The sequence below is a fragment of the Paenarthrobacter sp. NPDC090517 genome, assembly GCF_044769165.1.
In the GTDB taxonomy this organism is placed as follows: domain Bacteria; phylum Actinomycetota; class Actinomycetes; order Actinomycetales; family Micrococcaceae; genus Arthrobacter.
Window position 1 is genome coordinate 235,318 of the sequence record NZ_JBIVXN010000005.1, and the last position, 22,098, is coordinate 257,415.

22 protein-coding genes are annotated in these 22,098 nt (G+C 61.2%); 12 read left to right on the forward strand and 10 right to left on the reverse strand.

Features of this window, described 5'->3' with window-relative positions:
* Positions 1 to 14: 14 nt before the first annotated feature.
* From ACIQTW_RS16700 to ACIQTW_RS16710, 3 genes are read right to left on the reverse strand one after another with little or no spacing between them, the layout of a single operon-like run.
* The gene (locus tag ACIQTW_RS16700) at positions 15 to 2,516 is read right to left on the reverse strand and encodes a heavy metal translocating P-type ATPase (RefSeq protein WP_402939030.1); all 2,502 of its coding nucleotides are present in this window, start codon (positions 2,514 to 2,516) and stop codon (positions 15 to 17) included.
* An 8-nt stretch (positions 2,517 to 2,524) separates the two neighbouring features.
* Positions 2,525 to 2,758: a heavy-metal-associated domain-containing protein gene (locus tag ACIQTW_RS16705; protein WP_402939300.1), complete on the reverse strand. Its 234-nt coding sequence runs from the start codon at positions 2,756 to 2,758 to the stop codon at positions 2,525 to 2,527.
* A 49-nt stretch (positions 2,759 to 2,807) separates the two neighbouring features.
* The gene (locus ACIQTW_RS16710) at positions 2,808 to 3,173 is read right to left on the reverse strand and encodes a metal-sensitive transcriptional regulator (protein WP_402939033.1); all 366 of its coding nucleotides are present in this window, start codon (positions 3,171 to 3,173) and stop codon (positions 2,808 to 2,810) included.
* A 281-nt stretch (positions 3,174 to 3,454) separates the two neighbouring features.
* Between ACIQTW_RS16710 and ACIQTW_RS16715 the strand changes: the two genes are divergently transcribed.
* Genes ACIQTW_RS16715 through ACIQTW_RS16745 form a run of 7 tightly spaced genes read left to right on the forward strand, consistent with a single transcriptional unit; the run spans position 3,455 to position 10,191 of the window.
* On the forward strand, positions 3,455 to 4,747 hold the full coding sequence (locus ACIQTW_RS16715) for an extracellular solute-binding protein (RefSeq protein WP_402939036.1): 1,293 nt from the start codon (positions 3,455 to 3,457) through the stop codon (positions 4,745 to 4,747).
* A gap of 34 nt (positions 4,748 to 4,781) precedes the next feature.
* A complete protein-coding gene (locus ACIQTW_RS16720) occupies positions 4,782 to 5,774 on the forward strand; it encodes a carbohydrate ABC transporter permease (protein ID WP_402939039.1) in 993 nt (330 codons plus the stop codon).
* A complete protein-coding gene (locus ACIQTW_RS16725; protein WP_402939042.1) occupies positions 5,771 to 6,682 on the forward strand; it encodes a carbohydrate ABC transporter permease in 912 nt (303 codons plus the stop codon). Before ACIQTW_RS16720 ends, ACIQTW_RS16725 begins: the two co-directional genes overlap by 4 nt.
* On the forward strand, positions 6,679 to 8,301 hold the full coding sequence (locus ACIQTW_RS16730) for a beta-N-acetylhexosaminidase (RefSeq protein WP_402939044.1): 1,623 nt from the start codon (positions 6,679 to 6,681) through the stop codon (positions 8,299 to 8,301). The genes ACIQTW_RS16725 and ACIQTW_RS16730 overlap by 4 nt, the downstream gene beginning before the upstream one ends.
* Positions 8,302 to 9,117 (forward strand): IclR family transcriptional regulator, encoded by an 816-nt coding sequence (locus ACIQTW_RS16735; RefSeq protein ID WP_402939047.1) that lies wholly within the window; start codon positions 8,302 to 8,304, stop codon positions 9,115 to 9,117. It begins immediately after the preceding gene.
* Entirely contained in the window at positions 9,114 to 9,524 is a 411-nt protein-coding gene (locus ACIQTW_RS16740) for a rhodanese-like domain-containing protein (protein ID WP_402939049.1), read from the forward strand. Before ACIQTW_RS16735 ends, ACIQTW_RS16740 begins: the two co-directional genes overlap by 4 nt.
* A gap of 16 nt (positions 9,525 to 9,540) precedes the next feature.
* Positions 9,541 to 10,191 carry an alpha/beta fold hydrolase gene (locus tag ACIQTW_RS16745; protein WP_402939052.1) on the forward strand — a complete coding sequence of 217 codons (651 nt, stop codon included), beginning with the start codon at positions 9,541 to 9,543 and terminating at the stop codon, positions 10,189 to 10,191.
* A gap of 8 nt (positions 10,192 to 10,199) precedes the next feature.
* Here ACIQTW_RS16745 and ACIQTW_RS16750 read toward each other — a convergent pair whose 3' ends face one another.
* Positions 10,200 to 10,862, reverse strand: a complete 663-nt coding sequence (locus tag ACIQTW_RS16750) for a hypothetical protein (protein ID WP_402939055.1) — start codon at positions 10,860 to 10,862, stop codon at positions 10,200 to 10,202.
* A gap of 139 nt (positions 10,863 to 11,001) precedes the next feature.
* Here ACIQTW_RS16750 and ACIQTW_RS16755 point away from each other — a divergent pair, with 139 nt between their 5' ends.
* Positions 11,002 to 12,012: a YdcF family protein gene (locus ACIQTW_RS16755; RefSeq protein ID WP_402939057.1), complete on the forward strand. Its 1,011-nt coding sequence runs from the start codon at positions 11,002 to 11,004 to the stop codon at positions 12,010 to 12,012.
* A gap of 6 nt (positions 12,013 to 12,018) precedes the next feature.
* On the opposite strand, the gene ACIQTW_RS16760 is transcribed toward ACIQTW_RS16755, so the two are convergent.
* A complete protein-coding gene (locus tag ACIQTW_RS16760) occupies positions 12,019 to 14,061 on the reverse strand; it encodes a glycoside hydrolase family 3 protein (RefSeq protein ID WP_402939060.1) in 2,043 nt (680 codons plus the stop codon).
* A 52-nt stretch (positions 14,062 to 14,113) separates the two neighbouring features.
* A complete protein-coding gene (locus ACIQTW_RS16765) occupies positions 14,114 to 15,406 on the reverse strand; it encodes an exo-beta-N-acetylmuramidase NamZ domain-containing protein (RefSeq protein ID WP_402939063.1) in 1,293 nt (430 codons plus the stop codon).
* 192 nt (positions 15,407 to 15,598) lie between these two features.
* On the opposite strand from ACIQTW_RS16765, the gene ACIQTW_RS16770 reads away from it, so the two are divergent.
* Positions 15,599 to 16,501: a MurR/RpiR family transcriptional regulator gene (locus tag ACIQTW_RS16770; protein WP_402939066.1), complete on the forward strand. Its 903-nt coding sequence runs from the start codon at positions 15,599 to 15,601 to the stop codon at positions 16,499 to 16,501.
* 32 nt (positions 16,502 to 16,533) lie between these two features.
* On the opposite strand, the gene ACIQTW_RS16775 is transcribed toward ACIQTW_RS16770, so the two are convergent.
* Genes ACIQTW_RS16775 through ACIQTW_RS16790 form a run of 4 tightly spaced genes read right to left on the reverse strand, consistent with a single transcriptional unit; the run spans position 16,534 to position 20,070 of the window.
* Positions 16,534 to 17,757, reverse strand: coding sequence for an MFS transporter (locus ACIQTW_RS16775; protein WP_402939069.1), 1,224 nt, complete (start codon positions 17,755 to 17,757; stop codon positions 16,534 to 16,536).
* 1 nt (position 17,758) lies between these two features.
* The gene (locus tag ACIQTW_RS16780; protein ID WP_402939072.1) at positions 17,759 to 18,592 is read right to left on the reverse strand and encodes a hypothetical protein; all 834 of its coding nucleotides are present in this window, start codon (positions 18,590 to 18,592) and stop codon (positions 17,759 to 17,761) included.
* Entirely contained in the window at positions 18,570 to 19,058 is a 489-nt protein-coding gene (locus ACIQTW_RS16785) for a hypothetical protein (RefSeq protein WP_402939074.1), read from the reverse strand. The genes ACIQTW_RS16780 and ACIQTW_RS16785 overlap by 23 nt, the downstream gene beginning before the upstream one ends.
* On the reverse strand, positions 19,033 to 20,070 hold the full coding sequence (locus tag ACIQTW_RS16790) for a TOMM precursor leader peptide-binding protein (protein WP_402939077.1): 1,038 nt from the start codon (positions 20,068 to 20,070) through the stop codon (positions 19,033 to 19,035). The genes ACIQTW_RS16785 and ACIQTW_RS16790 overlap by 26 nt, the downstream gene beginning before the upstream one ends.
* A 268-nt stretch (positions 20,071 to 20,338) precedes the next feature.
* Between ACIQTW_RS16790 and ACIQTW_RS16795 the strand changes: the two genes are divergently transcribed.
* Genes ACIQTW_RS16795 through ACIQTW_RS16805 form a run of 3 tightly spaced genes read left to right on the forward strand, consistent with a single transcriptional unit; the run spans position 20,339 to position 22,079 of the window.
* Positions 20,339 to 20,893: a GNAT family N-acetyltransferase gene (locus ACIQTW_RS16795; RefSeq protein ID WP_402939080.1), complete on the forward strand. Its 555-nt coding sequence runs from the start codon at positions 20,339 to 20,341 to the stop codon at positions 20,891 to 20,893.
* Between the two features lie 53 nt (positions 20,894 to 20,946).
* Positions 20,947 to 21,405, forward strand: coding sequence for a hypothetical protein (locus ACIQTW_RS16800; RefSeq protein WP_402939083.1), 459 nt, complete (start codon positions 20,947 to 20,949; stop codon positions 21,403 to 21,405).
* On the forward strand, positions 21,402 to 22,079 hold the full coding sequence (locus ACIQTW_RS16805; protein WP_402939085.1) for a hypothetical protein: 678 nt from the start codon (positions 21,402 to 21,404) through the stop codon (positions 22,077 to 22,079). The genes ACIQTW_RS16800 and ACIQTW_RS16805 overlap by 4 nt, the downstream gene beginning before the upstream one ends.
* Positions 22,080 to 22,098: the final 19 nt, after the last annotated feature.

Below are 22,098 nucleotides of genomic sequence, written 5' to 3' on the forward strand. Positions count from 1 at the left end.
CCAGTCAGTGGGGTTTACTTCCCGAACGAGCGCAGTCTCAGTGAGTTCGCAACTACCAGCACCGAGCTGGCTGCCATGGCTGCGCCGGCGATCATCGGGTTCAGGAATCCAAGTGCTGCCACCGGGATGCCGATCGCGTTGTAGAAGAACGCCCAGAACAGGTTGGTCTTGATGGTGGACAGTGTCTTGCGGGACAGCTCGATTGCCTGCACCAGCTGACCCAAATCACTGCCCATCACGGTCAGGTCCGACGCTTCGATGGCAACGTCCGTTCCCGAACCCATCGCGATACCAAGGTCCGACTGTGCCAAAGCCGCTGCGTCGTTGACGCCATCACCGGCCATGGCCACCGTGGCGCCGGACGCCTGGAGCTTCCTAACCGCCTCAACTTTCCCCTCCGGCAGTACGCCGGCGAACACGTCGTCCGGAGAAATCCCGACGGCGGCAGCCACTTGGGCGGCTACTGCAGCGTTATCGCCGGTCAGGAGGATGGGGCGGATTCCCATGTCCTTCAACTTTTGTATCGCCGCTGCGGAACCGGGCTTAATGGTGTCCCTCAGGCTGACGATGCCTGCGGCCTTGCCGTCCACTGCAACCCAGATGGCTGTTGCGCCGCCGTTTTCTTCTGCAGTCAAAGCTTCCCGTTGGTCCGAATCGAGCGGAACGCCGTTCTCCTCGAGCCAGCCCGAGCGTCCGACAACCACGGTCTTCAAGGCGCCGTCCACCGCAACGGTTCCCCTCACGCCGCCGCCGGGAGCGGAACTGAAGCCGTCAACACCAGGCAGGGTGCCGGCGTCGGGCATGGCGTCCTTTGCCGCGGCGGCAATTGCGTGGGCGATCGGATGCTCAGAGGCCGCTTCGACAGCGCCCGCCAGGGTTAGGACGGTGGCCGGTGCGTAGCCGTCGAGGCCCACAGTCTGGTCCACGGCGAGCTTGCCACTGGTCACAGTGCCAGTCTTGTCCAGCAGGATGGTGTCCACGTGGCGGGTGTCCTCAAGAACCTGGGGGCCCTTGATGAGGATGCCCAGTTGAGCTCCGCGGCCCGTCCCTGTCAGTAGCCCGACAGGAGTTGCCAGTCCCAAGGCGCAGGGGCAGGCGATCACCAGAACGGCAACAGCTGCCGTGAAAGCCGCATTGAGGTCACCCGAGAAGAACAACCAAAGGATGAACGTGAGCAGGGCGATGACCAGCACGATCGGAACGAAGACGGAGCTGATCCTGTCCGCGAGCCGCGCAATGGGTGCCTTGCCCGTCTGGGCCTGGCTAACCAGGCGTCCCATCTGAGCAAGCGTCGTGTCCGATCCCACGCGGGTGGCCCGGACCAGCAAACGACCGGAAGTGTTGATCGTAGCGCCCGTCACCAGGCTGCCCGGTCCAACCTCCACCGGCACCGATTCGCCGGTAACCAATGAGGCGTCGACGGCGGAAGCGCCGTCCGTGACCACACCGTCGGTGGCGATTTTCTCCCCCGGGCGGACAACGATGACGTCATCTACGAGGAGCTGATCCGCCGGGATCTTCTGCTCCTTGCCCTCAACGAGAATCGTTGCATCCTTGGCACCAAGGTTCAGCAGCGCCTTGAGCGCGTTGCCGGCTTTGGCCTTGGCGTTCGCTTCAAGGTAACGGCCCAGAAGCAGGAACGTTGTGACCACTGCGGCAACCTCGAAGTACAGGCCGCCACCTGACATGTTTTCCATGCCGGGGTGTTCAGTCATGCGCGGATCCACGAAGAGTTGCCATGCCGAGTAGAGGTACGCAGCAATGACGCCAATGGAAACGAGCGTGTCCATGGTGGAGGCGAAGTGCCGGGCATTGATAGCGGCTGCCCTGTGGAACGGCCAGGCCGCCCAGCTCACCACCGGTAGGGCCATCGCGCCCACAACCCATCCCCAGTTGGCGAACTGCAGGGCGGGGATCATCGAGATTGCGAATACCGGAATGGTTAGCAGCGCCGCGATGATCAGGCGGGGGCGCAGGGTTGAGGCTGCGGGGCCGTGGGACATGTGGTCTTCGTGTGTGGCGTGATCCGTGTGGTCGGCTTCCGCGGCGCCACTGGCGCCTTCGGCGCCGTGCTCTGCATGCTCGGTCGTTCCTCCCTTAGACGCATGCTGCCGCACGCCGCCGAAGGCGCCGCGTAGTGCGGTTTCCGGTGTCAGTAAAGCGCCAGCATGTTCCTGGGGTTCGTTAGTGGAAGAGTGTCCGTGGCCCTCGTGATCCTTCAGGTTGGTGGTTTGGGGTTCGGGGGAGTGGGGGTTGCGGGTGTTTTGGGGTGGGGCTTGGCGGACGGTGGCTTTGTAGCCTGTCGCGTTGACGGTGTCCACAATCTGCTGATCTGTCACGGTTGCCGGGACTGTGACGTGGGCTGATTCGAGGGGCAGATTGACGCTGGCCTCCACGCCTTCGAGCTTGCCGAGTTTTCGTTCCACTCGATTGACGCACGAGGCGCAGGTCATGCCCTCGATGTCCAGCTCGATTACCCTGTGTCCGGGTTGATTGAAAGTCTCCTGGCTACTCAAGAGGACTCCTAAGCTTCGTTGGCTACCACCAGGTAGCCGGCTTCTGCCACGGCCTCGCCAATTTCTGACGGCGAGAGCTCCTTGGTTGATGTGATGGTCACGGTGGACAAGCCGCCGGGGTTGAGATCCACGGCCACGTTTTCGACGCCGCTCAGCGACTCAAGTTCTTCGCTCACGCTGGAGACGCAGTGGCCGCAGGTCATACCCGAAACGTTGACATTGGTCTGGATGGTCTGGCTCATGGCGCTCTCCTTGGTGATGAGTTGAATGGTGTGGTGGTTATTGGCGGAGTTACCGCAGCAGGCGTCCGATGGCATCGGTGGCCTCCTTTACTTTGGCGTCGATCTGTTCGGCGCGGGCTTCGGGGTTGGGCTCGGAGGCGGCACCCACGACGCAGTGGCCGATGTGCTCTTCTACGAGTCCCAGACTGACCGCATGGAGGGCTTTGGTGGCAGCTGCTACCTGGGTGAGGATGTCGATGCAGTATTTATCGTCCTCCACCATCCGCGCGATACCGCGGACTTGCCCTTCTATCCGTTTCAAGCGTTTGAGGTACGCGTCCTTGTTGCTGGTGTACCCATGGGGTGCTGCGTGCTCCAGATCCACCTCGACGTTGGGTGCATCCGGCTGGCTCATGCTCAGGTCTGGCGTGCTCATATTTCGAAACTATACCCACAGGGGGTATCGCGTCAAGTACCCCCTGGGGGTATAAGAGTGACCGCAGACCCCCAAGTCGAATAATCCTCAGGAAGGCAAAGGACTAGACCAACTGGAACCCAAGGTATAGACCAAAACCCCTCAAAACTGGATTCTTGTTTTGCAATGCAAACCTTTTGGTAAATGTGCTTCCGCCCACACCCGCACGTTCATAGTGTTTGGTCTCATAGCCGCGGAGGGGGAAATCCCGCGGAACCCAACTTTCTCGCCTTGGAGGACACTTGAAACTCGCACGCTCCGCAGCGGCCATAGCCATCGCAGCGCTCGCCTTGACCGCTTGCGCTCCGCCCACCTCAAACAACGCAGCCTCCGGTTCGGACGAGCAATCGGGCACCGTTCGCGTCTGGCTCTTCTCCGAGGTCAATCAGGAACCCAAGTCCGCAGTGGTCAAGGAAGCCGTTGCTGAATTCGAAGCGGCACACAGCGGTGCCAAGATCGATGTGCAGTACATTCCCGTCGACAGCCGCGCCGAGCGATTCAAGGCGGCCTTCAATGATCCTTCCAGCGCGCCCGACGTAGCTGAGTTCGGTAACACCGACCTCGCTAGCTACGTGGCATCCGGCGGACTGGCCGACGTCACCGAGGACATCAAGTCCTGGGATGAGGCCAAGGACCTTGACGAGAAAATCCTGGCCACCACTGAGATCGACGGTAAGAACTACGGTGTCCCGTGGTTCGTTGGCGTCCGCGCCCTCTACTACCGCACGGACCTCCTGCAGCAGCTCGGCCTGGAGGTTCCCAAGACTTTGGATGAGGTAGAAACTGTTGCCCGCGCCGTCCGGGCAGCAAACCCGGACCTTCTGGGCATTTCCGTGGGTGGCGCCGCACAGTTCTCGGCCATGCCGTACCTGTGGGCCAACGGCGGCGAGATCGCAACGAAGGAAGGTGACACGTTCGTCTCCGGACTGGACTCCGCTGAGTCGCGGGAAGGCGTTGCCGCCTACGCACGACTTCTCAAGGACGACATCTGCCCGGCCCAAACGTGCGCGGAGTTCGGTGGAAATGCCAGTGTCCAGCAGTTCATTGCAGGTAAATCGGCCATGACCATCGGCGGCGACTTCAACTACAAGGCCGTCGCAGCCAGCGCCATCAAGGACAAATTCGCCGTGGTTCCCGTACCCGGTAAGACTGCCGGCTCCATCGCACCGGCCTTCGCCGGCGGTAACAACCTGGGTGTCTTCAACAGCAGCGAACGCCGCACGCTCGCAGCCGACTTCGTGAAGACGCTGGCAAGCAAGAAGTACCAGCAGAAGATGTTCGATTCCATGGGCAACCTCCCCACCTTCAGCGACGTGCAGAAGTCCGTAGCGGAGAACAACAAGCAGGTGGAACCGTTCATCAACACGCTCGGTGCCGGCACAAAGTTCGTCCCGGTCACTGAAAGCTGGTCAACCATTGACGCCCAGGGTGTGTTCACCGGCATGTACCAGAAGGTGGTCACAGGCAAGGCTGACGTGAACGCCGCAACCACCGAGGCTGCAACAGCCATGAACACGGCGTTCGGGTCCAAGTGATGCGCTGCAATTCATCACCAGGCAAAGGCGCATCATGACAGCGGTCACCCCGGTTCTCCCGACTGCGCCGGAAAACGGCAAGCCGGGCAAGGGATCGACGACGGCGCCCCCCAAGTCCCGGCGTTTCTCCAACGGCAAGCGCGGACTGGAGCCATGGCTCTACCTTGCTCCCGCCTTCATCGTCCTGATCGCACTGCTCGGTTACCCGATCTTTCAGCTGATCAACGTCTCGCTGTACGACTACCGTCAGGCACAGGTCAGCGGCAAGGCACCCCTGAACTTTGTGGGCCTTGAGAACTACCAGAAACTCTTCGCTGATCCACAGTTCTGGACCGTCCTTGGCAATACGGTGGTGTTCGCCACCGCCTGCGTAGTCTTCACCCTCCTGGTGGGCAGCTCGTTGGCGGTGCTGGCCACCAGGTTGCGCCCCTGGGTCCGCTCGATGCTGTTTGTGGTGTCGCTCGGTGCGTGGGCTACGCCGGCAGTCACGGGCAGTGCCGTTTGGCTGTTCCTGTTCGAGCCCACCCTGGGCTTGGTCAACAAGACGCTGGTGGCCATCGGGCTGACCCAGTTTGAGGGCTACTCCTGGACTTACGACAAATGGTCGGCTTTCGGGCTCGTCGCTAGCGAAGTGGTGTGGTGCTCGTTCCCGTTCGTGCTGGTCACGGTCTACGCCGGAATTCAGGCGATCCCCACGGAAGTCATTGAAGCCGCCAGAATCGATGGTGCTTCCATGCCCCGGATTGCGCGCAGCATCATGCTTCCGATGCTCAGGCCAATCGTGATCGTGGTGACCATCCAGTCCATCATCTGGAACTTCAAGATCTTCTCGCAGATCTACATCATGACCAACGGCGGTGGCATCGCCGGCCAGAACCTGGTGCTCAACGTCTACGGCTATCAGCAGGCCTTCGCCGCGAGCCTGTACGGCCTCGGTTCAGCGCTGGGCGTGATCATGACCGCCCTCCTCATGGTCATCACCCTTGTCTACCTCCGGATTCTCAAGAGAACAGGCGAAGCCCTATGACCGCCGTCGACGTTTCCTCAGCCCCTCGCCGAAAGACCCCGGCCGAGGCTCCGCAGAAGCTGCGCAAGCAAGGCAAGCGCCGCTTCGGCGCCGATGCCGCGGCGATTGTCATCGCCCTGATCGTTGCCTTCCCACTGTTTTGGATGGTGCTGTCCGCGCTGAAACCCAAAACAGCACTCGACGCCGGTGATGCGGCGCCGTACACGCTGGAACCGTCGCTGGACTCGTTCGGACGCGTCCTGGGGGTGAACAATTTTGGCCAGTACTTCTTGAACAGCGTGATCGTGGCCCTGGTGGTGGTGGTGCTGTCCACCGTCCTGGCGTTCCTCGCAGCCGTGGCCCTGACCCGCTACAACTTCAAGATGCGCACAAAACTGCTGATCATCATCCTGGTCTCGCAAATGGTTCCTGTTGAAGCACTGACCATTCCGCTGTTCTTCCTCCTGCGCAACGCCGGGGAGGCCATCCCGTTGGTGGGCCTGAACCAGTTGGGTTCGCTGGTGCTGGTTCATGTCGGATTCAGCATTCCGTTCGCTATTTGGATGCTGCGTGGTTTCGTGGCCGCTGTACCGCTGGAGGTTGAGGAGGCCGCCCGCTTGGATGGCGCCAGCAGCTTCCGGTTTGTCCGTTCCATCCTGTTCCCGCTGGTGGCACCTGGAGTGGTGGCGTGCTCGGTGTTCTCGTTCATTTCCACCTGGAACGACTTCCTGTTTGCCAAGACCTTCATCATCTCCGCGCAGGAGAACCAGACGCTGCCCATGGCATTGCTGACGTTCTTCAAACCTGACCAAAACGATTGGGGAGCCATCATGGCCGGCTCGGTCATCATGACCATTCCTGTGCTGATCTTCTTCGTATCAGTTCAGCGCAAGCTCGTGTCCGGACTGGCTGGGGCGGTGAAGGGATGAGCCCGGCTCACCACTTGATCCCCGCGCCGTGGTCTTTGTCTGCGGGCTCGGGCGAGTTGGAGCTCGACGCCGGCACAACCTTGGGTGCCGATCCTGAACTCCGCGGTCCTCGCCGCTGGCTGAGCCGGGCTTTGGGCGCAGCGACGGGTTGGGACCTGCTTCCCGTGCCCTCTGACGAGGCGGACATTCGCCTCCTGCTGGACCCCACGCTCGACGCCGAGGCCTATCGCTTGGAGGTGCGTGACGCCGTCGTGATTTCTGCAGGTGGTGCCGCTGGCGCCTTCTACGGTGCGCAGACGCTATTGCAGCTGATGGGACCGGCTGCGTTTCGGCAGGCTCCCCTCGCTTCCGTGGAAACCTGGCCGGTGCCGCGGGTTTCCGTGGAGGACAAGCCGCGCTTTGGCTACCGCGGCACCATGCTGGATGTTGCGCGGCACTTTATGCCCAAGGACAACGTGCTCCGGTTCATCGAAGTGATGGCCATGCACAAGCTCAACGTCCTGCACCTGCACCTCACGGATGATCAGGGGTGGCGGATCCAAATTAATCGCTATCCCAAGCTGACGGAGATCGGGGCGTGGCGACGTGAATCATCGCTTGGTTCCTGGCGTGCCGGGGTCTTCGATGGACGCCCGCACGGAGGCTTCTACACCCAGGACGACCTCCGGGAGATCGTGGCCTTTGCCGCTGACCGGCACATCACCGTCATCCCGGAGATCGACGTGCCCGGGCACAGCCAGGCGGCCATTGCGGCATATCCGGAGCTTGGTGCGACGCCAGCCGATGGATCAGCGCCTGTGGAGGTGTGGACGCGGTGGGGCATCAGTGAAACCGTCCTGGAAGTTTCCGAAGCTTCGCTCCAGTTCTACCGGAATGTCCTGGACGAAGTAGTGGAGATCTTCCCCTCCCCGTGGATAAGTCTCGGCGGCGACGAAGTTCCACTGACGCAATGGCAGGCGAGTGTTCAAGCCGAGGCCAAAGCTGCCGAACTTGGCTTCGAGAACGTGGCAGGTCTCCACAGCTGGTTCGTGGGGCAGTTGGCGTCGCATCTGAAGCGCCACGGCCGCGCCACATCCGTGTGGGATGAGATCGGCGACGGCATCCTCCCGGACGGTGCGCTTGTTGCGTCCTGGCGTGGATACGAGGGAGGCATGGATGCTCTCCGCAACGGGTACGACGTTGTGATGTGCCCCGAGCACAAGCTGTACCTCGACCACCGCCAAGCCGATGGCGACGACGAGCCTGTACCCGTGGGCTTCGTGACAACTCTGCAGGCGGTCTACGAGTTTGAGCCACTACCAGGTGTAGACGGCACGGAATTCCCCGGCCGTCTCCTGGGAGCGCAGGCCAACATCTGGAGCGAGCACCTGGATTCGCCCCGCCGCGTGCAGTTCGCAGCGTTCCCGCGCCTCAGCGCCATCTCCGAAGTGTTCTGGTCCAAGCCGGAGGGCCGGGACTACGATGAGTTCCTGACCCGACTTACAGGTGCACATCTGGCGCGCCTTGAGGCTATGGGCGTGGAGTACCGTCCCCTTGCAGGGCCCGCACCATGGCAGCAGCGGCCGGGTGTGGAGGGTTGGAAACGAGATTACGACGCCGAGCAGCTCGTGAGGAACTGAGTGACTACTGAAGGCAAGGATGTCCGTAATTCCTCGGCATCGCTTCGCAAGGCGCTGGCTTTGTTGACGGTGGTGGCCGAGGAGCCTGGCAATGGAGATGGGCTGGCGCTCGTGGAGCTTACCCGGCTGTCCGGTTTGAACAAGAGCACGCTGCTGCGTTTGGCTGCCCCGTTGCTGGAGGAGAACCTGCTGGAGCGTGACCACGAGACAGGCAAGTTCCGCTTGGGTCACGGCTGTTTGCGGCTGGGCCAGTCATACCTTGACCGGGTGGATCTGCGCAGCGTAGCCAACGGTGAGCTCCGGAGCCTCATGCGTGCCACGGAAAGCACCTGCCACTTGGTGGTGCTTTCCGGGCACGACGTGGTCTACCTGGACAAGGTGGAGGATGAGGCCACGGTGCGGATGGCTTCGCGCGTCGGCGCCACCATGCCGGCGTACTGCACTGCAGTGGGTAAAGCCATGCTGGCGTTCAGTCCGGAGGAAGTGGTAGGACCGATCCTCGCATCGGAGCTTCACCCGCTGACGGAGAAGACCATCACGGATCCTTCCCTGCTTCGCGCTGATTTTGAGGCCATCCGCCGGCGTGGCTATTCCATAGACGACCGTGAGAATGAACCGGAAGTACGCTGTGTCGCCGCGCCGATCTTCGGCCACGACGATCACGTGGTTGCCGCACTATCAGTATCGTCGTTGTCCTCCCGGATGACTGCCAAGCGCGTCCGGGAGGTTGGGCCCATGGCAGCTGAAACCAGTCTCCGCATCTCCGCCAAGCTGGGCTCACGCCGGGCAAGCGCGAAGCTGGCGAAGCTCGCATGAGTATCAGCGCATCGGAATACTTTCGCGCCAAGCTGCAGTGCGAGATCGATGTCATGGAAGTGGCCGAGTCCCAATCCGGCTCATTGGTTGTGGTGGATACCCGCCGGCAGTCCTCATGGGACCACGGACATATTCCCGGCGCCGTACATCTTCCTACTGCGGATATTCCTTCTTTCGCAAAAGAACTCATCCCGGCCGGTTCCCAAGTGGTGGTCTATTCCTGGGGGCCCGGGTGCAACGGGAGCACGTTCGCTGCGCTCGCCTTCGCTGAACTTGGCTACTCCGTGAAAGAAATGATCGGTGGCATTGAGTACTGGATCCGGAACGGGCTTCCCTTGGCAACAGCAACAGCCACGGGGACCGTCCAAAGCAAGCCGGATTCACTGGTGACAGCACACACGTCCTGAAGCGAAACGGGGAATGATGGCGGTTTTCGTACTGATTCACGGTGGTGGTTCCACCGCATGGGACTGGCATTTGGTCAGCCCGCTGCTTGAAGCATCCGGGCATGGCGTCGTGGCCGTTGACCTGCCCATCGAAGACAGCGACGCCGGACTCGAGGACTATACCCGGGCCGTGTCGGAAGCAGTTGGCGATGCTGAGCACACCATCGTGGTGGGGCACTCGCTGGGAGGTTTCACGGCACCGTTGGTGTGCGATGAACTCCACTCCGACGGCTTGGTGTATCTCTCGGCCATGATTCCGATGCCGGGTGAGACCTTCGGTGACTGGTGGACCAATACCGGGCACCACCGGGAGACGATCCCCGATGACGCTTTCTTCAATCTCGTGCCCGATAAGTTGGCTCGCGAAGCCAGCCAGAGAGAACGGGACCAGCAAGGCGCTTGGATGTCAGGGCCGTGGCCTGGCGATCATCCGGACGTTCCCACCTTGGCGATTTTGTGCCGGGATGACCAGTTCTTCCCGGCACCCTTCATGAGGCGACAGGTACAACAACGGCTCGGAGTTGAACCGGTCGAGATCCCAGGGGGCCATTACGTTACCCTCAGCCATCCAGACGCTGTTGCGGCGGTACTCACAGACTTTGCTGAACGGATCGCGAGGGAACGCTGAGGAACCAGTCAGGCAGGATCGATGTCGGCCGGCTTTGCCCGGACAACATCCTTGGCGTCGGTGACCTCCGACGGCTGGGGAGCGGGCACGAACAATGCAACGGGGGGTTCGGCGGTACTGCAGTCCAGATCCGGAAGTGTAACGACGCTGCTGATCCGCTGTTGCCCTTCCGGGAGTTGTTCCATCCGGAACATCACGCCGGAGGCACTCAATTGATCGGGCACGTCACCCGTTTCTGATGCCCAACGCACCAAACACCCATGCACCTCGGCAGTGCCGGGAACCGGGCCCGGCTGGACCTTCATAGGCAGGAAAGGGTCAGGTCCCGGACGGATGTCCGGGCGACGTTTCTGTGCCACGTCGTTCAACGGAGACCTGGAAATGCGGACGCGGAGCTCCAAGCCAGTGGTCTCCACCAACTCGGGCAGGGTGAAGTCCGTAATATTCTGTGCCACAGCCTGGGCCTCCAGGGATTTGCGGGCCGCCATGACCCACGGGTCAGCCTCAATGGGCCCGCTTGGAGCGGCTCCTTGCCATTCGACCGCCGGATAAGGGGGTGCGGGTTTCTTCTCCTCCCCGCAGGCCGAGAGTCCGCCGGAGACTGTAACCAGCAACAGCGATGCAGCAGCAGCCCTGAAATACCGCGGCTGGGATGTCCTTGCATCGCCCATGGTCAACCACCTTTGTTTGCGTTTTTTCGCCTGTCGAATCTATCACGGGCTATTCCGTCCGGCTTCTGACGGCGTCCAGTACGACATCGGCGAGGTAGCCGCCGTCGAGGGCCTTAGCCCCAGCGCATAGGCTTGGATCATGCTGAACCTGGTCCTTGGACTTCTCTTTGCGGGGCTCTTCCTTGCCTCGTTCCAGTCCGACCGGCGTCGGCTCCGGAACGGTGTGTTCCTGCTGGTGGCGGCATGGTTCCTCTTGCAGGCTCTTCTGGAGTTCCTCATAGACCTGAACCCGTGGTTCGAATGGTTAAACCTGTTGGTCCTGGTTGTCCCGGTGGTGAGCATTTTCGTGTTCGCCGGTTTCCTGATCGCCAACGGCATCACGATGGTCCGCAGGGAAGGCCCCGGCATGACCAGCTTCCTCCCGATCGCGGTGGGGCTGGCAGTGTTCCTCGCCCCGGTAGTCGCCTTCCTTTTTGTGCTGAGCGGGCAGCCGGTGCTGGCCGGCATTGCTGCTCTGGCCTTCTTCCTCTGCTCCTACCTCGGCTGCGCCTTCGTGGTGTTCCTGGGATACGCGCTGGTGTATTCCCGAATGCGTTTCAGCCCGAACCCTGCGGCCGTTATCGTCCTCGGCTCCGGTCTGATCAACGGCAAGGTCCCGCCGTTGCTCGCCGCGCGCTTGAACAAGGCCTTGGAAATTTACGACGGCGGTACTCCGGCCAAGCCGGTCCTGGTACCTTCCGGGGGCCAGGGGTCGGACGAGCCGCGGCCGGAGTCCACCGCCATGAAGGAGTACTTGGTGGCAAAGGGCGCGGCTGCCGCGGATGTGTTGGAGGAGAACCAGGCCACCACCACCCGCGAAAACCTTGCTTATTCCGTGGCACTGCTGGCAGACAAGGGTATCCAGGGGCCCTTGCTTGTATGCACCAATAACTACCACGTACTGCGCGCAGCACTATTGTCCCGTCGGCAACGGATCAACGCCGAGGTTGTGGGTGCTCCCACGGCCAGATACTTTGTGCCCAGTGCCTTCCTCAGGGAGTTCGTGGCCGTGATGAGGGACAACCGCCTGACCAACATCATTCTTTGCCTCCCGATGTTCGGGATTGCCCTGCTCATCACGGTCGCCCTGCTGAACTCGCCGGTGGTGTAGCTCTTCCTAGGGCTTGGGGAGCCCGGTGGCGAACGTGTGGCTCCACTCCGTGACTGAGCCAGCGGTGAAGACGTATCCCGGCTCCGGTTTCGCTGTGACGGTCACAGTGCCGGCAGGCTTCCTGTAGCTCCCGGCTGCCACTTCCTTGCCGTCTATCAGGTATGACACACCCGGGACGGAGGGGATGGTGTAGTCATCCTGCCCATGACCCGGCCGGTCCGTAAAGGTGACCGCAGCCGGCGTCGCCGTTTCGTAGCTCAGGCCGAAGCCCAGAGGCAACAGGACGCCGTCGCCGTCGGCCTCCGGAACGTTGACCGGCAGCTTGCCGCTCGGGTTGATCGCGCCCGAAATGGCGCGGACGGCACCGTGGAAGTTAACTTCCTTGACCCCATAGCTGTTGAGCACGGCGTCGGCGCCGGGGAAGACACTGATGTCGTACGGATTTCGCGTGGCCACAACGATGACCGGCGTCCCCGTGGCTGCGAGTTCCGCAACCATCTGTTGCTGTGCAGCATTGCTGGTTGCGTTGTACGAAGCGAAGACGACGGCGTCGACGTTGCCGGCGGCGGCTACCGCACGCGAGCGGTAGGCCGCGGACGGCGAGGCCCCATCCTCGTAGTCTTCCGTCACCGCGAATCCCTGATCCTTAAGCATTGGACCCACGAGCTCCGGCCATGCTGAACCGGCACCCACCATGAGCACGGAACTGCCCGAAGCAAGCGGCAAAACCTGGCCTTCATTGCGGAGGAGCGTGACTGCACGCTCGGAGATCAGCTTGGCCGTGGCCAGGTTCTCCGCGCTTCCAACAAGGCTGTCCACAGCGGCGGGGTCGGCCAAGGGTTGTTCGAAAACGCCGCGCTTGACCTTCCATTCAAGGATCCTTCGGACTGAATCGTCCAGGCGGGCTTCGGTGATCGCGCCGGACTCGACGGCGGCGCGAACCCCAGCGAACGATGCGTCCACATCGGGGGAGTTGAGGAGGATGTCAGAGCCGGCCTGGATCGCCTTCACTGCGATCTCTTCCTGAGGCCATTCGGCAGCCATGGCCGCCATATCCAGGGCATCCGTTGTCACCAAACCCTTGAAGCCCATTTCATCCCGAAGCAAGCCCGTGAGTACTTTGTGGGACAGGGTGCCGGGCATCTCCGCGTCAATGGCCTCCACAATGATGTGAGCCGTCATGACCATATCCACGCCGCCATCGATTGCGGCTTTGAACGGCTTGAGATGCTGGTTGAGGGTCTCGCGATCGTAGGTGACGGTGGGCAATCCATAGTGTGAATCAACTGAAGTGTCGCCGTGGCCGGGGAAGTGCTTTGCGGCTGCACCCACGTTGTGTGCTTGGATGCCTTCGATCTGGGCGACACCGAGTGCACTGACTAGCGTGGGGTCTTCACCCATGGAACGGATGCCAATGACGGGGTTGTCAGGATTGGAGTTGAGATCCAGGACCGGTGCGAAGTCAACGTTAATACCCATGGCGCGCATTTCGGATCCCAGGATTTCACCTTGCGCCTTGGCGAGACCCGCGTCTGCGGTGGCGCCGAGGGCCATGTTCCCCGGGAGCACTGTGGCGGGCGGGCCGATGCGGGCAACCAAACCACCTTCCTGGTCTATGGTGACCGCCAGTGGGATGCCGTTTCCGTCCTCCCGCAGTGCCGTTTGCTGCAGGCCGTTGGAAAGGCCTGCAACCTGCTGGGGGTTGGCGGTGTTTCCGGACCATGCGAAGTAGAGGACGCCACCGAGGTTGTACTTTTCCACCACCTCCGCGGGCGTGTTGACGCCGTACCGCTCTTGGTTCTTTGCTGCCATGGAGGTGTCGTCCGCTGATGAACCGTAAACATGCGTCCAGGTCATTTGGCCGATCTTTTCGTCCAGCGTCATGCCGGCGATCATCGCCTCGATATCCGGAGAGGCGGCGACCGTCGTCGTACTTCCAGTGGTGGATATGGCCGCAAGTGCCGTGCCCGCGCCAGCCAACACCCCCGCGCCTGTCATCAGGAGCGCAGTGGCGGCCGCCGTCATGAGTGAAGTGCGTTGTCGTTGCATGTGAATCCCAATCCCATCGTCCTTGTTGCGGTTGAGGTTTGTGTCTGTAGGACTAGCGCTTGCCGTTGTAGAGGAGGTACTCGCGGGTGTCGCGCACGAATTGGTCCAGTTCGGACCGCCAGCTGTCCATGATTGTCTTGGCGTCAGCACCGGCGTCGAGCTGTTCAGCAAAGCGGGCCGAGCCGCTCAGGAGGCCCATCCATCGTCCGCCGTCGCCACGCCAACCGAAACCGGGGTACAGACGCTTGGCCTCCACCAACATGTGGGTTCCCAGTTCCAAGGCTTCAACGCGGGTGGAGTCGGTGATGTGAACTTGGACGCCACCACAAATGAGGCCTTGGTTCTTGGAAAGTGTTGGCTGGAAGTACGCCTCGCGGAAGGTGACACCCGCAAGGCCCTTGCTGTTCAGGGCCTCCGCCCAGCGATAGTCCACGTAGGGTGCGCCGACGAGTTCGAACGGCCGGGTGGTTCCGCGCCCTTCTGACATGTTGGTGGCCTCGAACAAGGCCGTGCCGGGGTACAGGGTGGCGGTTTCTGGTGTTGGCATATTGGGGCTCGGCAGGATCCACGCCGCCCGGTGCTCCGGTCCCGTCATGTCGCGGCGCCATCCCTGGACCTCCACCACTTGAAGGTCCTGGAGGGGTGTGAGGCCGGTGGCCGGAAGGTGAACTGCGTTGAAGTATTTGGCGAGCTCGCCCACCGTCATCCCATGTTGGAGCGCAATGCCCAGTTGGCCAACGCCGGATTCGAACCCCTTTTGCAGGACCGGTCCGCGTGCCTGGCCGCCGATGGGGTTCGGGCGGTCCAGGACAACAAACGCGGCTCCGGCCTTCGACGCCGCCTGCATGGCACCCCACATGGTCCAGATGTAGGTGTAGAAGCGTGCGCCGACGTCCTGGATGTCGAAGCAGATGGTGTCCACGCCGGAGGCTTCGAAGAAGCGCCCATAATCGGCAACAGTGGCGCCGTAGGAGTCGTAGACCGTGATGCCGGTCCGGGGGTCCACGGCTGTTCCTTCGCTGGCGCCGTCCTGCGCGGTCCCCCTGAAACCGTGCTCGGGTCCGAAGACCGCTCCGACTTCCACACCTTTGGCCGCCATGTCATCCACGATTGAGCGGAAGTTTGCCAAGACGCCGGTGGGGTTGGTGATGACTCCCACTTTGCGGCCGGCGAAGATGCTCCAGTTGTTGGCGGCGGCTACATCAGCGCCGCTGACTGGAGTTCCCGGCTTCCCCGGCCTGTTCTGGTTGGCACTGGCGGTTGCGCTGGGGGCGAAGGGTGCGACGACGGCGGCAGCGGCCGCCAGCCCCGATGCATGGAGCAGCTTTCTACGGTCGAGTGCCATCAAGAAGCCTTTCAAAAGTGAGCGAGGAGCATGACAAGATTTGTGACTTTCCTTACACCGACCGTATTCGCTAGCCGGTAGTGCGTCAATAACTTACCTCTGCTTCGATGCTTGTGTAACTTAATGACAGGGCCTTGGATGAGGACCTTGGATCAACACCGTGGGTCGGGTTCGATTCGTCGGAAGGAAAACATGCTGGAAGCGCCGGGAAACGCAAAGTTGTCCCGCACTGTTTTGGTGCGGATTCGATCTGTCCTGCCCGCGTTGCGCCCCTCGGAGCGGGCCGTGGCTGAGTTGGTCTTGTTGGATCCATCCCGGGCCTCCACCATGTCCATCGGCGATTTGGCTGAGGAGTGCGGAACGTCCACCACCTCGGTGGTCCGTTTTTACAAAAAGGTGGGCTACGGCGGCTACTCGGATCTTCGCCTGGATCTTGCGCGTGAAACTGCCCGTGAGAGTGTTGTGCATGGAATTCCGGCTGAGGTCTACGAGGACATCAACACTGCCGACTCGCTGCAAGACATCGTTTCCAAAATCGCCTTCAACGAAACCATGTCCATCGCTGATACTGCCCAAGTGCTGGACGTCGAACAGCTGGCTCGGGCCATTGATGTAGTGTCCGGCTCCCGCAAGATCGATATCTTCGGCGTGGGCGCGGGAGGTTTGGTGGGCCAGGATCTGCAGCAAAAGCTGCACCGAATAGGCCTGGTCTCCTTTGTCTGGCCCGAAGTGCACGCCGCCCTCGCCTCAGCGGCACTGCTGGATTCCGACGGCGTTGCTGTCGCCATTTCGCACTCAGGCGCCACCTCGGACACCATCGACTTCCTGAGGGCGGGCAAAGCGGCCGGAGCCGTCACCATCGCCATCACCAACCATGCCGAGTCACCACTGGGGAGGGTGGCTGACATTGTGCTGAGCACGGCAGCCCGTGAAACTCCTTTCCGCCCTGGCGCCATGGGGAGTCGGATAGCGCAGATGATGATCGTCGACTGCCTGTTTGTGGGTGTGGCCCAGAAGTCGTATGAGGCTTCCATAGATGCGCTGCGCAAAACACACGCAGCTGTCCAAAGCCGGAAGTTGAGCCGGGGCAACTGACTAGCGCACTGCCCGTCCGGGACGGCCTGCAGCTACTGGACAGGTTCCGCCTGCTTGACCTCTCGTTTCTCTTCACTTGGTCTCAGCATGGAGTCTGAACTGATTGCAAGAATTCCCGAAAGAAGGGCTGCCAGGAGGATGGAGCCAAAGGCCATGAATGATGAGACGCCCATAAGAAATGTGGCAACTGCAAGGCTAAGGGGACTGGATACAGTTTCAAGAAACTGGACGGCCGTCATGGTCTTGCCCAGGTCAGACGAGGGAATCTGCTGATGGATGAGGGATGTGCGTCCCACCGTCCATGCGATGCCGCCAGTACAGACGAAGAAGAGGGCACTTGCCACGGCAATCCACGACGGGATGAAGAAGAGCAAGGCCCCAGCTGCCATAAGCCACGAGGAGCGTTGCATCAGAAGATTTGGGCGCCAGTCGGAGAGCAAACCTGACAGAATCGAACCGCAGAAGAGGCCCGCCGCGGCTGCTGCGCCCACGATTCCTACTTCGGTGGTGGACCCATTGAGGCCAACGGAGGTCTGGAAAATCGCCAATGTGGACAAGGGGGCTGACAGGAAGCCGACGAGGACAACTGTCCCGGCAAAACGCCACCAACCATGGATTTGGGTAAGCCTCCGGTACCCGGCAGAAAGTTCCTTGAAGAAACCCGGCCGATCCGGCAGGCTGCTCGGCCGCTCCGGCCAAGGCAGGAAATTCATGATCAAGGCAATTACCGTAAACGACACTGCGTCAACAGCCAGCAACCACCACGGACCCCAAACGGCGCTCAAAGCTCCACCAACTGCCGGACCCACGATGGAAGCTGAGGTCCACGCGGTGGACACTGCGGCGTTGAACTTCGCCGTGCCGTCACCGTACATCTGAGGGATGGCCACGAAGGTGGCTGTCCGGGCGAACATGTCGAGGCTGCCGCGTAGGAAGGCGCCTAGTACGAGGACCCAAAAGGGCGTGTGCCAGGGGCCTATCAGCAGCGCCATTGCAGCAACAACCAGTGCTTGACCCCAATAGCCTATGTGGGTCATGGCGCGGGGGGACATACGATCTGCGAGTCCGCCGATGAGCACTCCGGGGAAAGCCTTCGGAAGTTGTGATGCCACGGCAACGATGGACATCTGGGCAAGGCTGCCGCTTGTCTGCAGAACTATGAGCGGCAGTGCAATGTTGTACGCACCTCCACCCAAGGAATTCACCCACATTCCCGTGAGGTGCAGGCGCCTTTGCCATGGTTTTGCTAATGACACTTCAGTTACCTCGGGATGAATGGAGAATGGTGACAAGGTCGGGCTGCTTTTCCATCGATGTGAGAAGCCATTGCATCGCGGGAGCCTGCCAAAAGCTGATATTCCATGTGCGGGCAATGACCATGTGAAAGATGGTGGTGCAGCAGGGAACTACAATCCGCCACTTGCCGGGAATAATGAGTGCAAGGGGGAGCGCGACTAATTCAAGAAAGGGAATTGTGCGGGTCAGGGCACGAACCGGCGCTCTGTATCGCTCTTGGGCAAACGGGTGAGTATCCGCGGCCAACAGGTGCGAGTGATATATATGGTTGGCATCGCCGCGCCTGACCCACGCGTCATAGCCATGGAGGAGTTTGGACAAGCCGGCCTGCGTGTAGGGCAGATATAGCGCAACCCGTGAGACCGAAAGCGGCAGGTTCGGGGACTGGCCACTGCCCGGCTTGGACATCTGACTGATGACGAGTACCGCTTCAATGAACGTGTCATATGGCCAGCGGCCCGGTAGGGATCGGGCATCCAAAGCCCGTGTTCCCAAAAACAATCCCAGCGCTGCCCGCCGAATCCAAGAAGAGGGCTTTGAGTCCGGGTTTCCACAAACCTCGCCGGCCGCTGCGGCCGCCATCAGAAGCCCGGTTGCCGCACGTCGGCTCTTCCACGCGGTCCCGTCATCGGGCGTGCCGTCCACAGCTGACTCTTGTGAAGCAACTGCAGCTCGATAGTCCCGGGAAGCAGCCGGGCCGGGGCGGAGGGTCAGCGCCAGGGCGGCAACGACCCACACTGCCGCATTGCGCACCTGCTGGAGTTGGACTGGTTTACTGCGAAGTTGTCGGAACATAGCTGTACACAATTTCCTTTTCCTCAGGCATTCCCCGAACAGTAGTTGCCACCAGGACGTCCATCCTCAAGGGAAGGCCGGGCAGGTGAGCGGGGGCGCGAACCTCGTCAAACGGTCTCCAGGCGTTGCTTCGAAGCCTCCGGATGATTCCCTGGCAGAGGACGTTCTTTGGTTGATCTTCCTCCGCCATGAAGATGCTGGCGAACACTGCCCCGGCCCGGAAGAACTGAGTTGGAAGACAGTTTGCAGGACCGCAGGAAACGGTTGTTCCGTCAGGCAGGTGGAATTCAACCGCGAATCTTGAGACGCGGTCCTTGAACTTCGCATTGAACATGTTGTTTGATGCGATTGGCCAGAAGTTTCTGTTGACCACCGTTGCGGCCACCGAGGCGACTACGTAGGCCCCTGTTAAGGCAACGAGGGCCACGCCCTTATTGCGGTCAGGTGCACGCAGCACAGTGGTCATTCCTGGCAAAATCCTCGAACTCCGATGCCAACTGCAGGGAGTCAAACACCAGCCTCCTGCCGTCAAGGTTGGTGGAGTCGGTAAGCAGGTAGCGGAACACTTCCATGGCGGTAATGGAAGCCACGATGGAGTTAAGCGGCCCAAAGCTTGGAGCCTGGTACGAGCTATTGAGGTTTGTTGTGGAAAGCGATGCCTTTGATTGGGTCCTGCCGTCGTTATCTGTCGCTGCACATTGCAGGCAGGGGGTGATGCCTGGCCGTACAACAGGGCCTACCACTCCACGCGTATCTTGATACCCCGCGCAGGTGAAAGGTGTGCCGGTGGCGATGGACGCCTGGTTGGACCATTCGAGCACTTCCTGTGGCGTGTCGGCGGAGACCACAACGAAGTCTGAGTCCTGAAAAACAGGCAAGAGATCTTCCACTCCGGAGATCATGGAGGCGACTTCCACCGTGTTGATGTCGGGGGCCCTGAGGTGAAGGTTTCTTGCAGCTGCCTGGATTTTGGGAGAACCAATATCTTGCGCCGTGAAGAGGTACTGCCGGGTCAGGTTGCTTTCTTCCACAGTGTCCCCGTCGACCAGGACAATGGAACCGACTCCGGCCGTTGCAAGTTGCATGGCAACGTTTGTTCCGATTCCTCCCACGCCGATCAGCGTGACCTTTCGGTTGCTCAGCGTGTCGCTGGCTCCGGGGCCGGTGCTGTGTGCAAGTTCAAAGTACAGGTCATGACGGCTGTACCGGCCGGAGAGGTCGAATCTGTACGGCACCAGAATCTCGGCGTCGATAAGTTCCTCGACGATCGCTCCGGAGCCTTCGCCCAGCAGGAGTTGGGCCTTCCCGCCCAAATCGTCGAGTGTCCGTGGCTGTGAAGCGAAGCTGAGTAGTTCAGCCAGCCCGTCAGGAGCGTCCTCGATTTCGATTGCGTTGGGCGGCGCCAATCCGATCTGCACGGCCGTTGCCGTGGTGATCACCGGTAGCGACTGCTTGAGGGAGTAGGTTACGGCTGCCAATTCTTGCCTCCAATGATGAGTGGGGACCACGCGGTGCGTGGTCCCCACTTTTTATTCTTGGGTTAGTTGAACACGAAGTTCAGCTTGGAACGGCGCTTGGCCAGTCGCTTGAGCTTAAGCACTTGAATCACTCCTTTGTGTTTATAAACTTGTTGGACGGAATGAATCTACGACACCTGTCATAGATATGACAAGTTTGTCGATTACTTTTTCTGCGTGTCGCTTCGAGGGGTCCCTGTCGGGGCGGGCGCGGTATAGAGTCGAGGACATGTTTGAAATCGTCCCGCCGAATGTCGCCTTCCACCAATCATTCCTCGAGTCCCACCGCGAGTGGGCAGGAGCCCATCAGGATGGTGCCGCCGTCTTCATGGCGGACGACGTCACCAGCTCCGAGGGCTTCGCTGATTGGGTTGGTAAGTTGCTGGACGCTGAAAGCGCGTCCGAGAAGGATGGCATTGTTCCGTGCACCTACCTCTGGATCACGGAGGGCCTACGCTACGTCGGAGCCATTGCTTTCCGTCACCATTTGACTCCGGCTCTCCTGAACTCGGGTGGGCACATCGGCTACGGGATTCGACCCTCGGACCGCAGGAGGGGGGCGGCGTCCTGGGCCCTGCGCGAACTGCTGTCCCGGTTGGCTGTGCAGGGCGAGTCGGGTGCGGCTCTGCCGGATCGTGTTCTGCTGACTTGTGACGACGACAATTCGGCGTCGATTAGAACCATCGAGCGTTGCGGTGGGCTGCTCGACGATGTGCGGACGGGTGAAGATGGGCGGCCTTTCCGCCGGTACTGGATTGACCTGGGAACAACTGCAGCAAGTTAGGCTTGTCACCCGGGGGTTGACGCTGCAACCAAGTGTGGCGCACCATGGACCACATGAGCAGTCAACCCAGGGGTGACACTCCTGCATCCAGCCCCACGGATTCACAGTGGCAGCAGGTCCTCACCCACCGTCCTTTGGACGACGGAACCAGGGAAACCGCAGCCGCAAGGTTCGCTGAACGCGGCATCACCCCGGAACAGCTCAAGGCTGTCCTCGCCGATGGTGGGGATGCCCTTTATGCGGCTGCCGCCGTGGGCCAGCCAGGCTGGGCAGATCCATTCGGCGGCCCCCTCGCCGTTGCACTCCTCTCAGCCGAGGTGAGCATCTTCGCTGCGCATTTGAACTCGAGGGCGTCCGGAGTCAGGTCGGCGGCTGTTGCCGAGCTGCTGGACGAATACAGCGCGGTAACCGTAGCTGCTGAGCTCGGTGTGGCGCGCCAGAAGGTATACGAAATCGCCAGAGCGGGTCTGCGCCCGCCCTACATCGAGCAGGTCCCTTGGAGGACGTCATGAATCCCATCGAAGAAAAGGTCCAACTACCGGACCCGGAAACCCAGTTCCTGGTCCATCCTGTTGACCTCCCCGGAGCCCGCAAGGAATTCCTGACGGGCTGGTGGTTGGGAATCATTGCCACCCCTCAGGTTTACACGGCGCTTTTGGCTTTCTTTTGGGCCGTCAGCAACAACTACGTGACGCCCGTGCTGGTCCCGCTGGCCCTGGTGCTTGTTGCCGGATGGATCAGCTCCAAGCTCACCCGAGGCGCATGGGACTACATTCCACGGAAGCGCCACGACAAGGAGCGGAGGATTCCGGTCTTGCTCACTGGTGGGGCGCTCATCAAGTCCTCGGCGCTCTTGGTGGGCTTGATTGTCTTTATGGTGTGGAGCACCAGCCAGGACTTCGTTCCCGGCTTCAGCGCGTATCCGCTGGGAATGGGAGCGGCCATCGTGGTGATCATGCTTGGCGAGCTGGCGGCTAAGCTGCTCCGACGCAGGACTTTGGACCTGGTTCCAGAGGCACTGAGCATCGTTGTGGTGGTCGTGGCTTTGTGGATGGGCTTTGCGCTTCTCCCCGCAGGACGCGAACTTGCTCCCGTTGACCTGCTTCCTGGCGTTGCGATCCTTGTGGGTGTCTGGTTGACCTGGCTGCTTTTCACGCAGGTAGAAGCACGCCGCAACCACGGCTGAAACGGTCTAACCCTCGCGG

Excerpts from the sequence above, each read along its gene's own strand:
- ACIQTW_RS16730 (WP_402939044.1), top strand. The coding sequence starts at position 6,679 with ATGAGCCCGGCTCACCACTTGATCCCCGCGCCGTGGTCTTTGTCTGCG.
- ACIQTW_RS16770 (WP_402939066.1), top strand. The coding sequence starts at position 15,599 with ATGCTGGAAGCGCCGGGAAACGCAAAGTTGTCCCGCACTGTTTTGGTG.
- ACIQTW_RS16720 (WP_402939039.1), top strand. The coding sequence starts at position 4,782 with ATGACAGCGGTCACCCCGGTTCTCCCGACTGCGCCGGAAAACGGCAAG.
- ACIQTW_RS16710 (WP_402939033.1), bottom strand. The coding sequence starts at position 3,173 with ATGAGCACGCCAGACCTGAGCATGAGCCAGCCGGATGCACCCAACGTC.
- ACIQTW_RS16765 (WP_402939063.1), bottom strand. The coding sequence starts at position 15,406 with ATGGCACTCGACCGTAGAAAGCTGCTCCATGCATCGGGGCTGGCGGCC.
- ACIQTW_RS16745 (WP_402939052.1), top strand. The coding sequence starts at position 9,541 with ATGGCGGTTTTCGTACTGATTCACGGTGGTGGTTCCACCGCATGGGAC.
- ACIQTW_RS16725 (WP_402939042.1), top strand. The coding sequence starts at position 5,771 with ATGACCGCCGTCGACGTTTCCTCAGCCCCTCGCCGAAAGACCCCGGCC.
- ACIQTW_RS16760 (WP_402939060.1), bottom strand. The coding sequence starts at position 14,061 with ATGCAACGACAACGCACTTCACTCATGACGGCGGCCGCCACTGCGCTC.
- ACIQTW_RS16795 (WP_402939080.1), top strand. The coding sequence starts at position 20,339 with ATGTTTGAAATCGTCCCGCCGAATGTCGCCTTCCACCAATCATTCCTC.
- ACIQTW_RS16805 (WP_402939085.1), top strand. The coding sequence starts at position 21,402 with ATGAATCCCATCGAAGAAAAGGTCCAACTACCGGACCCGGAAACCCAG.
- ACIQTW_RS16780 (WP_402939072.1), bottom strand. The coding sequence starts at position 18,592 with ATGTTCCGACAACTTCGCAGTAAACCAGTCCAACTCCAGCAGGTGCGC.
- ACIQTW_RS16755 (WP_402939057.1), top strand. The coding sequence starts at position 11,002 with ATGCTGAACCTGGTCCTTGGACTTCTCTTTGCGGGGCTCTTCCTTGCC.
- ACIQTW_RS16785 (WP_402939074.1), bottom strand. The coding sequence starts at position 19,058 with ATGACCACTGTGCTGCGTGCACCTGACCGCAATAAGGGCGTGGCCCTC.
- ACIQTW_RS16740 (WP_402939049.1), top strand. The coding sequence starts at position 9,114 with ATGAGTATCAGCGCATCGGAATACTTTCGCGCCAAGCTGCAGTGCGAG.
- ACIQTW_RS16705 (WP_402939300.1), bottom strand. The coding sequence starts at position 2,758 with ATGAGCCAGACCATCCAGACCAATGTCAACGTTTCGGGTATGACCTGC.
- ACIQTW_RS16800 (WP_402939083.1), top strand. The coding sequence starts at position 20,947 with ATGAGCAGTCAACCCAGGGGTGACACTCCTGCATCCAGCCCCACGGAT.
- ACIQTW_RS16750 (WP_402939055.1), bottom strand. The coding sequence starts at position 10,862 with ATGGGCGATGCAAGGACATCCCAGCCGCGGTATTTCAGGGCTGCTGCT.